This is a genomic window from Desulforamulus aeronauticus DSM 10349 (genome assembly GCF_900142375.1).
Lineage (GTDB): Bacteria > Bacillota > Desulfotomaculia > Desulfotomaculales > Desulfotomaculaceae > Desulfotomaculum > Desulfotomaculum aeronauticum.
The window spans coordinates 68,185-81,097 of the sequence record NZ_FRAR01000004.1 but is presented as its reverse complement, the minus strand read 5'-3'; the positions used below and the strand labels follow the sequence as shown (position 1 = coordinate 81,097).

Below are 12,913 nucleotides of genomic sequence, written 5' to 3'. Positions count from 1 at the left end.
TTTGGACTTTGGGGTATGTGCAGAAAAAATATATGCAATTTTCCTTAAATTTAGAGGATTTAGATGGGGCATGTAGAAATGTTAACATAATTTTAATTTTGCCAACCTAAATTAGGAGTTACTATATGTCAATAATTGAATTGAATAAACTCCTAAATATGGTTAGAAGTATAGTTTTAGGTAATACTGGTAAATGCCAATATTTACAAAAGGAGGCCTGAACTTTGAAAAATTACCAATCAAACCAACTACGCAATGTGGCAGTGGTGGCTCACGGCGGTTCCGGCAAGACTTCTCTGGTAGAAGCAATGCTTTTCAACACAGGTACTCTCTCCCGTATGGGTAGAGTGGAAGATGGTACAACCACTTCCGACTACCATCCTGAAGAGACCGCACGTAAAATTACTATTCACACTAGCTTGGTACCTGTTGAATGGAATAATACAAAGATCAACTTGTTAGATACCCCAGGTTTCTCCGACTTTATTGGTGAGGTTAAAGGTTCCCTGCGTGTTGCTGATGGTTCCATTTTTGTGGTATCAGCCGTTGACGGAGTGCAAGTGCAACATGAAGTTATTTGGGATATGGCTGGTGAAATGCCTAAAATTGTGGTTGTTAATAAGATGGATCGTGAAAATGCGAACTTTGACAAAGTCCTGGACGACTTGAAAGCAAAGTTTGGCGCCAATTTTGTACCTATTCAATTACCCATCGGAGCTTTCACCGACTTCAGTGGTGTAGCTTCTGTATTGGAAAACAAAGCCTATAGCGGCGATGGAAAGGGCAAAGAAATTCCTGTGCCTGATGATATGGCCGACTACATTGAAACTTATCGTGAAACCCTGGTGGAAGCGGCTGCTGAAGGTGACGATGAGTTGACAATGAAATATTTAGAGGGAGAAGAACTAACCCCGGAAGAAATTAAAGATGGTTTCCAAAAAGCGCTGGCCATGGGGAAAGTAGTGCCTGTTCTGGCCTGCAGTGCCGTCAAGAATATTGGGGTAGCCCAAATTTTGGATTTCCTGGCAACTTATTTCCCTGCTCCCCAGGTGGAGGAAGGTCCTGTAGCTGCTTTAGTATTTAAAACTATTGCCGACCCCTATGTTGGTAAAATGAATTTTATTCGGGTATATCGCGGTCAGCTGAAAAATGACTCTGCCATTGTCAATGTTTCTAAGGAAAAACCAGAAAAAATTGGTCAAATCCTTTATGTGCGCGGTAAAGCAACTCAGCAAACGGATGTTGTTCCCTGCGGTGACTTAGCGGTTCTAGTTAAACTGCAGGACACCAGTACCGGTAATACCCTGGCTGATAAAGATAAACCTATCGAATTAGAAAAGATTGAATTCCCTGCACCTACCTTAACTATTGCTGTAGCACCCAAGAGTAAAAACGACGAAGATAAATTAGGCGATGCTTTATTTAAACTGACAGATGAAGACCCCACTATTAAGGTTCAGAAAAATACAGAGACAAAACAAACTCTATTGATTACCATGGGTGAGGCCCAGACCCAAATCATGGTGGATCGTCTAAAGAAGAGGTATGGCGTAGACGTAACTCTAACTGAAGCGAAAGTACCTTATCGTGAAACCATCCGCAAGAAAGTGGAGGTAGAAGGCAAGCACAAGAAACAATCCGGTGGACGTGGACAATACGGTCATGCCTGGGTTCGTTTCGAGCCTTCTGAAGAACACTTCATCTTTGCTGAAGAAGTATTTGGTGGTGCTGTGCCGAGAAACTTCTTCCCAGCTGTTGAAAAAGGTCTGAGGGAATCTTTAGAAGAAGGTGTGCTAGCAGGATTCCCTGTTACTGGCTTAAAGGCAACCCTTTATGATGGCTCCTACCACCCGGTGGATTCCTCTGAAATGGCCTTTAAGATTGCAGCGCATATGGCCTTTAAAAAGGGTTGTGAGCAGGCTAGTCCTGCATTGTTAGAACCCATTCAGAATGTAGAAGTAACTGTTCCTGAACATTTTATGGGTGATATTATCAGCGACTTTAACACCAAGCGTGGCCGTGTACTGGGTACAGAGGGCCTGGGTAAATTGGTGAAAATCCGTGCTCAGGTACCGTTATCAGAAATGTATCGCTATGCTATTGATCTGAAGTCTATGACCCAAGGGCGCGGTTCCTTCACGATGGAATTCTACAACTACGAAGAATTCTCCGGACGTGAAGCAGAAATGGTTATTAAAAAGGCCAAGGAAGAAAAAGAAGCCGCCAAAGAAAAATAATTGCACTACCATATCAAGAGAAACCAGAGGCGTCAAACCTCTGGTTTCTTGTTGTTGCGGCGAGCAAAGTTGGTTAACTCTTTTTCTTTTTCACAGTAAGTCCATTCTTCGGGATGAATTAACTTTTTTTCTGAAGTTTTCATACTGGGCTGTAATTCCTCAGCAGCTTCCATAGCTTCTTTGGGGTCGTAATATACAAAATTACCCATTTAATCACCCCTAGTGTAGATCTCTATACTCATCCTTGATTTCTTTTCTAAAACCACGAATGCTTTCTTCACGCTTTTTATTTTTAGCTAAAATGTCTTGTTTCTGTTCTTTACTTAAAGAACTGTTTTGCAGAGTTTCATGGGCTTCTTCTAAATTCTCTATCGTATTTTGCACCATGTTCTGTAATTTTTCTACATTATCACTTCTGTCATCTGGTTTAGCCATTGATTTATTCCTCCTTTAGAATTACTTCAGGTTTAGTGTTATCTAATTAAAAAAATTTATTCCAGTTACTCAGGTATAATCTATTATTTTAGGAGACAAGACGGTTGGCAAATTCACAAGATAATCGTATAATTATCTCAATTAGTTTAGTTTTTTTGTTGACGAAGCATACTTATTTTGGTATACTTACTCTTGCGTCAGAGATATACATTAGCTAAATATGGGGGTATAGCTCAATTGGTAGAGTAGCGGTCTCCAAAACCGTTGGTTCTGGGTTCAAGTCCTAGTGCCCCCGCCAGTGAAACCCAGTAAGCATAAAGCTTGCGGGTTTTTTTATTTTATAGCTTGTGTAAAGATGGCATATCCATTAAAAAGAAAAATAATGTCTTACATATAATAGACAGTAGCAAGCGAACGCATTATATTGGAAAACTTGATTAAGAGCTACCAATTCTTTTCTATTCAGAATTTGAGGGGGTGTTTTTTATGAGTACTGTGAGGACTGTTCGTAAAATTGTAACAGGGAAGAATGCCATAGATGGGGCTGGTGTAAGGCTGGTAAGAGTTTTTGCTTATCGTGATGCCAAGGATTTTGATCCGTTTCTAATGCTGGATGCCTTTGATTCTACTAACCCCGATGATTATGTTAAGGGCTTCCCAATGCATCCGCATCGAGGAATAGAAACCATTACATACTTGATCAAAGGAGATATAGAACACCAAGACAGCCTGGGAAATAAGGGCAGCATTTTGGATGGAGATTGTCAATGGATGACTGCTGGTTCCGGGATTATTCATCAAGAAATGCCTAAGCCCAGTGCAAGGATGCTCGGGGTTCAGTTGTGGCTCAATTTACCTGCCAAGGATAAAATGGTTGCACCGCAGTATCGAGATATCCGCAAGCAAAATATCCCTGTGATTGTTGAGGAGAACCATCGCGTACATATCATTGCCGGACAACATAACGGAATAGCTGGTGCCACGGCAGGTGATTATGTAAAAGCACTCTATTTGGATGTAGATGTGAAGGCAGGCTGTGACTGGTCTTGCAAGATAGAGGAGGATGCCACCTTATTTATTTATATCCTACAAGGAGAAGGCTGCTTGGACCCCCAGAGTGATGTGTTCATTGCAGAGAAACACGCGGTATTATTTAATGAGGGTGATACCTTTTGGGTAAAAGCATCGGATAAGGGTATCAGATTTTTACTTTTATCCGGCAAGCCCCTGCATGAGCCCATAGCTTGGGGTGGACCAATTGTTATGAATACAGAGGAGGAACTGAAACAAGCCTTCTTTGAAATAGAGGAAGATAAGTTTATCAAATAATAAGAATACAAAGGGTAGTATGATACCGCTTTCCCTTAGCCACCATTAGAGATTATATAAAGATGGCTGACGAACAGCGAAACAAAATGCCAGATAGAATTAACCATCCGGCATTTTGTTTCCTACAGTAGAATAAAATGTTATTTTCTTGAATATTCTATTTTGGCAATATAATGCTTTCTCCCGCATGTCTTTCCACTGCTCTTGTACCTACCGTTGTACTAACCATAGACCCAGGTCCGCCTACACAGCCACCCTCGCAAGCCATACATTCAATAAAGGTAAAGTTATCATTGGTTGGTTTTTTGGCGACGTTCTTTAAAGTAGTAAGGCATTGTCCTAAACCTTGCACTTGAATGGCTTCCAGTTTTAGTTCGTCTAGATGATTACGAACAGCAGTGGTTACACCACCAGCCCTAGCAAAAAGGCGACCATTGGCAGACGCATCTTTTAATTCGGTAGCTTCCAAGGTTGTTAGATCAAACTCCTGAGCAGAAAAAATTGCTGCCAATTCCTCAAAGGTTAGTACATAATCAATTTCAGAGCCCCAAGTTGCCTCGGTTTTCTTGGCAATACAAGGTCCAATAAAGACATTAGTAACCTGTTGGTTGTACTTATCTTTAACTAATTGACCAGTTATACGCATAGGTGAAGGAGTGGTAGAGATCTTGTCCTGATGCTCAGGGGTTTTAACTGCAATAGCCTTCGTAATGGCAGGACAACAAGAGTTTGTCATTAGATGACTCTTTCCAATATGCTCTTTTATTTCTGCCGCTTCTTCCTTGGCTACGATATCTGCTCCTAAGGCAGCTTCAATTACTTCATCAAATCCTAGTTTTAGCAAAGCTGTTTTAATTTGATCAGGAGTTGTTTTAGAACCAAATTGTCCTGCTATGGCTGGAGCAACAATCGCTACATGGGGCTGTTCATTGACACGAATAGAGCATAGAACGTCAAGCATTTGTGATTGATCCGTGATTGCGCCAAAAGGACAAACGGTCATACAAAGACCACAGGCTACACACATTTCTGGGTCTATTACCGCTTTGCGGGAATCGTCAACTTTAATGGCCTGAATAGCACAAGCCCGTTCACAGGGACGGATAATTTCAATAATTGCATTATACGGGCAGGCCTTGGCACATTTACCACACTCGATACAATTGGTTTGGTCTATAAAGGCCCTGTTTTGAATAACAGTAATCGTTTTTTTAGGACAGCTATTCCTACAGGGATGGGCAACACAATTTTGGCAAGCATCTGTAACGACATATTTGTTTAAGGAACAGCCGTTGCAAGCGTCCGGAATAACAGTCACTTGTTGGATGGTAGGCGTTAATCCTACCGCAATTTTAATCCGCTCTTCCACAATGGCTCTTTCTTTATAAATACAGCAACGATAACGGGCGGGTCCATCGGGGATGACTTCTTTTGCCATGGCGGATATGTCCATCTCCATGGGTGTGTCTAAAGGCTGGTTGAAAGCCCAACTAGCCACCCGAGTGAAGATATCCCGGCGGAGTTTAGTCACTTCCGAAACAGGATTCATATGATCTCCTCCCATATTGTCTACTGTGCAGATTATCTCATGTGTATCATATAAGTGTCAATTTATAGAACATAAGTTGTAATATATTAAACTATCAGTTCATTTAGACAATAACAATTCACGTATTATTGCATAAATGTTTTCAATATTGGCAATTACATATAACAATTATCTTACTCTAAATAGTAACATTATTTGAAATTTATAACTAAGAATATCAACTATAATATAACATCACAGCACCAAGATTTGAAAAAAACAAAATACAATAAGGATTTTACAGCGTACCTAAGAATATAATAGAATAGTATTGTAGTTAGCAGATATTACAAATTTGGAGGTGTAAATAGATTGGTGATTAGAATTGGAGTTATCTGTGGTGGCCGCTCAGCCGAACGAGAAGTTTCCCTAAGAAGTGGTGAAGCTGTATATCAAGCCTTATTATCAGCAGGCTACACAAATATTGTTAAGATAGATGCCAAGAATGATTTAGTGGAGCAACTGAAGCAAAATAAAATTGAACTGGCGTTTTTAAGCTTACACGGTAAATATGGCGAGGACGGAACTATCCAAGGTCTGTTAGAAATGTTGGATATTCCTTATACTGGCAGTGGAGTTTTAGCCAGTGCAATGGCTATCAGCAAAATAGCTACTAAGAAGATCTTTCAGCTAGAAAATATTCCCACACCTGCCTTTACTGTGATAACCCGACGGGAAGTAAATAAAAAAGGCATAGAGGCAGCTGCAGCCAGAGCTATTAAAGAGGTTGGCGTGCCAGCGGTGGTAAAGGCTAATACCCAGGGGTCTACCATAGGTATCACTTTTGTCCATAGTGCAGATAAAATGTCAGAAGCCATTACTTCTGCATTAAATTATGACCAAGATGTCTTAATAGAAGAATTTATTACCGGCATGGAAGTAACTGCCTCGGTGCTGGGAAATGATGAACCATTAGCACTACCTTTGATTGAAATCACTTCTACTACCGGCGTATATGATTATGAGGCTAAATATACCCCTGGTATGAGTAATCACATCATACCGCCCAGATTGCCGGAAGAAGTCCAAAGAAAAATAGAAGAGCTGGCAGTCAAGGCCTTTATTGCTTTGGGGTGTCGTGGTTTAGGTCGGGTCGATTTTATGATCACAGACTCAAAAGTTTTTGCCCTGGAAATTAATACTCTCCCAGGTATGACAGCCACCAGTCTATTTCCAGATGCAGCCCGTTATGCTGGTATAGAATTTCCACAATTGGCCGATCGATTGGTAAAATTAGCGTTGGAAAAGTAACAGAGAAAAATTCACCTCCCTTTTAAACTTTTTCGCGCAGTCGAAACGTTTACGGAAATAGCAATTTACAAAAAGGCAGATAAAAATCTGCTTTTTTTGTTTTGTCTTGTTCTATTCTTGGTTACCCTATATAATAACCATAAAATGGAACTACTGACAGTAAAACAAACTATGTTTTGACTTTTTTCATTTTACAGAAAAAGAGGCAGGAATTCTGTCACTGTGAGAAGAAATTCACACATAAGTGCTCGTTGTGGGCTATTTGACGGGGGTGGCAGAATTGGAAAACCAAGAAAAAGAAATCCGCTGTATTATGTGTGGACGTGTCATTGTCATCGAGAAAAGTGAAGATCCCTGGGAAGAAGAGGATGATTTCATTCCTAAACCCAAAAAATCTGTGTCCTTTTGCCAGCTTTGTGAAGCGAAGTTAAGAAAAGAGTCAGATGACCGAATAAAGGGCACAAAACCTATTTAAAAAGAAAAATAAAATTTCCGGAGGTGGTGTCGTGAGTCAAGGGTCTCGGACTTCCCTTGGTTTTATCATTGTCGCTGCATTAATTCTAGTAGCATTGATAGGTTGGGGGGCTGGGCTTTATATCGATTGGTTGTGGTTTAGTGCTTTACAATATCAACAAGTCTTTATGACTTCCCTTGTTTCTAGCCTTGGATTAAGGGCCTTGGTTGGTATCTTAATGTTTATTTTATTATTACTAAACTTGATGTTTACCAGAAAATCTGTGCTTCAGGCCGTAGAAGCTTCCAAGTCTTTCCGGCCAATGTTTCAGGATGATAATGTAATTACCATCAACTATCCCCCCTTTCGAGCTGATTGGCGCGAGCAGATTACCCCTGGTAGATTAACAGCAGTATTCACAGGTCTCAGTTTGCTGTTAGGCTTTTTATACAGCTCTACGGTATCGAGCGAATGGACCACGGTATTGCAATATTTTAAACAGACAGCCTTTGGTACAACTGATCCAATTTTTAATAAAGATATTGGTTTTTATATCTTTAGCCTACCTTTTTACGAGCTGCTTTATCGTTTGGTGGCTTCAGCCATCTTCTTAAATATTGTTTTAGTGGCTTTAGTTTACCTTTTAACGGATTCTGCCCGGGGCGGTTTAACCAAGATATTCCGTTTTCCTGCGGCTAGGTATCACTTATCAGCGTTAGCTGCACTGTTCTTTATTCTTAAAAGTTGGGGCTACCGTCTGGATCAGTTTCGTCTGCTGCTATCTTCCTCGGGTGTAGTACACGGTGCCGGTTATACCGATATTCATGCTTCTTTGCTGGCATACAAGGTATTGTGTATCCTGTCATTAATTACCGCTCTGATAATAATTGGTAATATATTTTTGCGGCGCTTCCGTCTAACCGCTTATGCCATCGTCGGCTTATTGGTAGTTTCTGTATTATTGGGTGGGATCTACCCCAGCATTGTACAAAAGTTTATTGTTCTACCCAATGAATTCAACCGAGAAGCCCCTTATATCGCTAATAACATCAAGTTATCACAACAAGCGTATAACTTAGATACGATAGAACAAAAAGACTTTCCCGCAGGACGTACTCTGCAGGCAAAAGACATCCAGGAAAACCGCAATACTATTGAAAACATACGTCTGTGGGATTGGCAGCCACTCCAGCAGACCTATAGCCAATTGCAGGAAATGCGGCTGTATTATGAGTTGAAGAATATTGACGTCGACCGTTACAAGATTAATGGTGAGCAACGTCAGGTGATGCTGGCCGTGCGTGAAATGAATCAGAGCCAACTGCCCCAGCAGGCACAGACTTGGATTAACCAACGTTTGCTCTATACCCACGGTTACGGTGTAGCCATGAGCCCAGTAAATGAAGTTACTGGAGAGGGGTTACCGAACTTTTTCCTAAAGGATATCCCGCCAACCCCCACAACGGATGTTAAGGTAACTCGACCAGAAGTTTATTATGGTGAATCCGATGATGGTTATGTCATTGTCAATACCAAAACAAAAGAATTTGATCACCCCCAGGGTGACGGTAACGCTTACACTCAATATGAGAGTACCAGCGGTGTTAAGATTAACTCTTTCTTCAGAAAGTTACTCTTTGCTGTCACGCTGGCAGATTATAAATTATTCCTAACCAATGACATTACCAACGATAGTCAAGTACTAATGTACCGTAATATCAAAGAACGTATTCCCAAAATTGCGCCCTTCCTAAGCTATGACAGCGATCCTTACCCGGTTATTACCACGAAGGGTGAAATATTCTGGATGTGGGATGCTTATACCATCAGTGACATGTATCCCTATTCGGAGCCCTTTGATAAGCGGGGCAATAATTATATTCGTAACTCTGTAAAGATAACTGTTAATGCCTATGATGGATCAGTCCAATTCTATATTGCTGACAGTAAAGATCCGATTATTCAGACCTATAGTAAAATCTTCCCGAGCATGTTTAAACCTTTAACAGAGATGCCTGCTGATTTAAAAGAGCATATCCGTTACCCGGAAGATCTCTTCCAAGTGCAAGCTACCATGTATACCCTTTATCATATGACTGATCCCCAGGTATTCTATAACCGGGAAGATAAATGGGTATTGCCCACTGAGAAATACGGTGATGAAGAGAAACCCATGGAACCTTACTTTACCATTACTGTGTTACCAGGTGAGCAAGAACCAGAGTTTGTACAAATTATGCCCTTTAACCCGCAGAACAAGAAAAATATGATTGCCTGGTTAGCTGCTCGCTCCGATGGCGATAACTATGGTAAGATGGTTGTTTACGAGTTCCCCAAACAGGAACTGGTATACGGACCGATGCAAATTGAAGCCAGGATTGACCAAGATACCACCATATCGCAGCAGCTCTCCCTGTGGGATCAGAGGGGTTCTTCGGTCATCAGAGGGAACCTATTGGTCATTCCCATTAAGGATTCACTCATCTATGTAGAACCATTATATTTACAGTCTCAACAAAGCAAGATGCCTGAACTGCGCCGGGTCATTGTTGCCGCTGGTGATAAGATTGTCATGGAGCCAACCCTAGACCTGGCCCTACAAAGAATTTTTGGCGAGGGTGCAGTCCCATCCAAACAACCGCCACCGGGCGTATCAGTACAGGAAAACCAACCTGGTAAACCGACAGAGCCTGTGCCACAAGCAACAGTTAGAGAACTGGCAGCGGAGGCCGGCCGCCTCTATGATGATGCCCAAACAAAACTAAAAGCAGGCGATTGGGCTGGTTACGGTCAATCCCTGGATCAGCTCAAGCAAGTTCTCACCAAGCTGCAAGAGCAGTCATAAGCACATCCACAAACAAGTAGCGTAAGAGTAGGGGGCTGTCCTAAGGCAGCCTCCATTTTATTATCTAGCGAATCCAACCACCATTATTTATGGTAAAATAATTGAAACTAGTTGTGCGGAGGGGGGAATTGTCAATGAAAAGACTGGGTGTATTGACCGGAGGTGGAGATGCTCCGGGACTGAATGCAGTAATCCGTGCCATTACAAAAACAGCCATACGAGAATATGGTATCGAGGTCATTGGCTTTCGTGACGGTTTTAAAGGAGTCATGGAGGACCAGCGCATGTTATTAACGGAGTCTGCTGTCTCTGGTATTTTGCCCCGGGGTGGCACCATTCTCGGGACTACCAACCGGGATAACCCGTTTAAATACCAGGTGGCTGAGGGGCGATTCGAAGATCGTTCCGAACAATGCATCAACAAGATCAAGGAACATGCCGATGCTCTGATCGTTATTGGTGGAGACGGTTCACTTTCCATTGCCCATGAACTTTCCCTCAAGGGTCTGCCAGTGGTGGGTTGTCCAAAAACCATTGACAACGACCTGGCAGTGGGCCAGGCTAAAACCTTCGGTTTTGACACTGCCTATGCCTTTGCTACCGAAGCCTTGGACAGACTTCATTCCACGGCTGAATCTCATCACCGCATCTTGGTTCTAGAGGTGATGGGTCGTTATGCCGGTCATATTGCTCTCCATGCCGGCCTGGCAGGTGGGGCAGATATTATTCTCATCCCAGAGCTTCCCTTTACCTATGATAAAATTATTGCTAAAATTCAGGATCGACTTCAACAAAATAAACGTTTTAGCCTGGTTGTCGTGGCAGAGGGGGCCAAACAATTGGGTGGTGAAATGGTCATTCAAAAAATGATTGCCGGTAGTGATGATCCCATTCGTCTGGGTGGTATAGGCGAAACGGTGGCTGGACAGTTAGAAAAATTAACCGGCATTGAGTCTCGCGTTACTGTTCTTGGCCACTTGCAACGGGGTGGCAGCCCAACCCCCTATGACCGTATTTTAGCAACCCGGTATGGGGTAGCTGCCACAGATTTAGCTGCCCAAGGGCAGTTTGGTTATGTAGTTTCCTTAGATGGTGAAAACATCAAGCCCATTCACCTTTCCCAAGTGGCTCATGGTATCCGTAAAGTAGATATTGAAGGAGAATTATTGAAGGCAGCTAGAAAAATTGGTATTAGTTTTGGGGATTGAGAGAAATAATGGGGAGGGGCTATCATGATTAAAAACTACATTGAGTTAGCCGTGGAAGAAATGCTTGACGATGTCCTGACAAGCTACGCTAAGAAAAATCCGGATACATGTATCTGTCCTCGGTGTAGGTTGGATGTTATGGCCATTGCACTAAATGCGCTACCCACCCGTTATGTAGTTACCGATGAAGGCGGTATTTATACCAAAGTTGCTATGGAACAAGTGGGGGGCCGGGCGCAGGTAATTGCTGCTATTTTAAATGGTATTCAAATTGTGAAGAAGAATCCAAGACATTAGAAGTAAAAGTTTATTTAGACACTCCTTTGTTAATACTTTTAGTAGTGGTATTGTAAGGGAGAGTGTTTTTAATTGAGGATTGGTGTTTTTACGGATAGTTATAAGCCCTATGTGGGTGGTGTAGTAAGGTCTATTGAAATCTTTACCGAAGAATTAAAACAGTTGGGACATGAAGTCTACATTTTTGCACCAAATTACCCAGGTTTACCGGAAGAAGAGGATGTATTTAGATTTCCGTCAATTCCCTCTACCTATAAAGGCTTTTATCTGGGCTTGCCTTTTTCTACTCGGCTAGAAGAATTTTTAAATAGCCACCCCCTTGATATTATTCATGTTCACTCGCCCTTTATTTTAGGGCGATTGGGAGCTAGGATAGCAAAAAAACTTGATATCCCTGTGGTTTTTACGTATCATACCCTCTATGACCAGTATACTCACTATGTACCACTCATCAAAGATCTCAGCAAGGAATTTACCCGTAAGGTTACAGTAAGTTTCTGTAACCAATGTGATTTAGTAATTACGCCAACGCAGATTATCTGCACACATATTGAAAATATGGGAGTAAAGTCAAACATTCGGTGGCTGCCCACTGGTATTGATCTAACGGAATTTAGCAGCCTAGACCGGACCTGGCTGAAGAAAAAATTTGGATTAGATCCCGGGGAACCCGTACTTTTATTTGTTGGTAGAGCAGCCAAGGAGAAAAATATTCCCTTTGTCATTGATGGATTTGCTAAAATTTTAGAGCAGTATCACAAAGCATCTCTAGTAATTGTGGGGGAAGGACCGGAAACCTTAAATTTAAAGAAATATGTCAAAGAACTAGCACTATCAGAAAGAGTCTTTTTCACTGGCAATCTTTCCAGGGTGGATTTGGTGAATGCCTATGGCGGGGCAGATCTGTTTGTTTTTAGTTCTGCTACAGAAACCCAAGGCATTGTGATAGCAGAAGCCAAGGCCGCAGGGTTACCGGTGGTGGCGGTAAATGCCTTTGGGGTTGCCAATATGGTATCGGACGGTGAAGATGGTTATTTGGTAGCCATGGATAGGCAGGCCTTCTCCGAACAAATAATGAATTTATTAAAAGATGACGAACTACGCCTGTGTCTGGCTAAAAGAGCAGTAGAAAATGCCAAACAGTTTTCTTCCCGGCTTTGTGCCCAGAAATTAGTTCAGTATTATCAAGAGTTATTGGATACCAGGTTAACCAAGACTGGTGCAAAGGCTCAATAATCAATACGGGGTTACTCGATGTTGTATATTAGC

Annotated in this window: 11 protein-coding genes and 1 tRNA gene; 9 read left to right on the top strand and 3 right to left on the bottom strand. The window is 41.8% G+C overall.

All coding sequences use genetic code 11. The features are described from left to right. Nucleotides 1-224 precede the first annotated feature (224 nt). The gene (gene fusA / locus BUA78_RS00385; RefSeq protein ID WP_072910300.1) at nt 225-2,237 is read left to right on the top strand and encodes an elongation factor G; all 2,013 of its coding nucleotides are present in this window, start codon (nt 225-227) and stop codon (nt 2,235-2,237) included. A 32-nt stretch (nt 2,238-2,269) separates the two neighbouring features. On the opposite strand, the gene BUA78_RS20025 is transcribed toward fusA, so the two are convergent. Together BUA78_RS20025 and tlp are read right to left on the bottom strand one after the other, a co-directional pair. Beyond that, complete coding sequence (locus BUA78_RS20025) at nt 2,270-2,446, bottom strand: hypothetical protein (protein ID WP_175548937.1); 177 nt, start codon at nt 2,444-2,446, stop codon at nt 2,270-2,272. Between the two features lie 10 nt (nt 2,447-2,456). Continuing rightward, nucleotides 2,457-2,672: a small acid-soluble spore protein Tlp gene (gene tlp, locus BUA78_RS00380; RefSeq protein ID WP_072910299.1), complete on the bottom strand. Its 216-nt coding sequence runs from the start codon at nt 2,670-2,672 to the stop codon at nt 2,457-2,459. A 222-nt stretch (nt 2,673-2,894) separates the two neighbouring features. On the opposite strand from tlp, the gene BUA78_RS00375 reads away from it, so the two are divergent. Continuing rightward, nucleotides 2,895-2,970, top strand: a tRNA-Trp gene (locus BUA78_RS00375). Between the two features lie 188 nt (nt 2,971-3,158). Then, the gene (locus BUA78_RS00370; RefSeq protein ID WP_072910298.1) at nt 3,159-4,001 is read left to right on the top strand and encodes a pirin family protein; all 843 of its coding nucleotides are present in this window, start codon (nt 3,159-3,161) and stop codon (nt 3,999-4,001) included. Nucleotides 4,002-4,158: 157 nt separating this feature from the next. On the opposite strand, the gene BUA78_RS00365 is transcribed toward BUA78_RS00370, so the two are convergent. Continuing rightward, complete coding sequence (locus BUA78_RS00365) at nt 4,159-5,550, bottom strand: monomeric [FeFe] hydrogenase (RefSeq protein ID WP_072910297.1); 1,392 nt, start codon at nt 5,548-5,550, stop codon at nt 4,159-4,161. Nucleotides 5,551-5,901: 351 nt separating this feature from the next. Here BUA78_RS00365 and BUA78_RS00360 point away from each other — a divergent pair, with 351 nt between their 5' ends. The 6 genes from BUA78_RS00360 (at nt 5,902) to BUA78_RS00335 (ending at nt 12,880) form a co-directional block, all read left to right on the top strand. Continuing rightward, complete coding sequence (locus BUA78_RS00360; protein WP_072910296.1) at nt 5,902-6,840, top strand: D-alanine--D-alanine ligase; 939 nt, start codon at nt 5,902-5,904, stop codon at nt 6,838-6,840. Nucleotides 6,841-7,120: 280 nt separating this feature from the next. Continuing rightward, nucleotides 7,121-7,315: a hypothetical protein gene (locus BUA78_RS00355; protein ID WP_072910295.1), complete on the top strand. Its 195-nt coding sequence runs from the start codon at nt 7,121-7,123 to the stop codon at nt 7,313-7,315. Between the two features lie 31 nt (nt 7,316-7,346). Further along, a complete protein-coding gene (locus BUA78_RS00350; protein ID WP_072910294.1) occupies nt 7,347-10,139 on the top strand; it encodes a UPF0182 family membrane protein in 2,793 nt (930 codons plus the stop codon). A gap of 134 nt (nt 10,140-10,273) precedes the next feature. Then, nucleotides 10,274-11,347, top strand: coding sequence for a 6-phosphofructokinase (locus tag BUA78_RS00345; protein WP_072910293.1), 1,074 nt, complete (start codon nt 10,274-10,276; stop codon nt 11,345-11,347). Between the two features lie 24 nt (nt 11,348-11,371). After that, nucleotides 11,372-11,644: a late competence development ComFB family protein gene (locus BUA78_RS00340; protein WP_072910292.1), complete on the top strand. Its 273-nt coding sequence runs from the start codon at nt 11,372-11,374 to the stop codon at nt 11,642-11,644. A gap of 72 nt (nt 11,645-11,716) precedes the next feature. After that, on the top strand, nt 11,717-12,880 hold the full coding sequence (locus tag BUA78_RS00335) for a glycosyltransferase family 4 protein (protein WP_072910291.1): 1,164 nt from the start codon (nt 11,717-11,719) through the stop codon (nt 12,878-12,880). Nucleotides 12,881-12,913 lie beyond the last annotated feature (33 nt).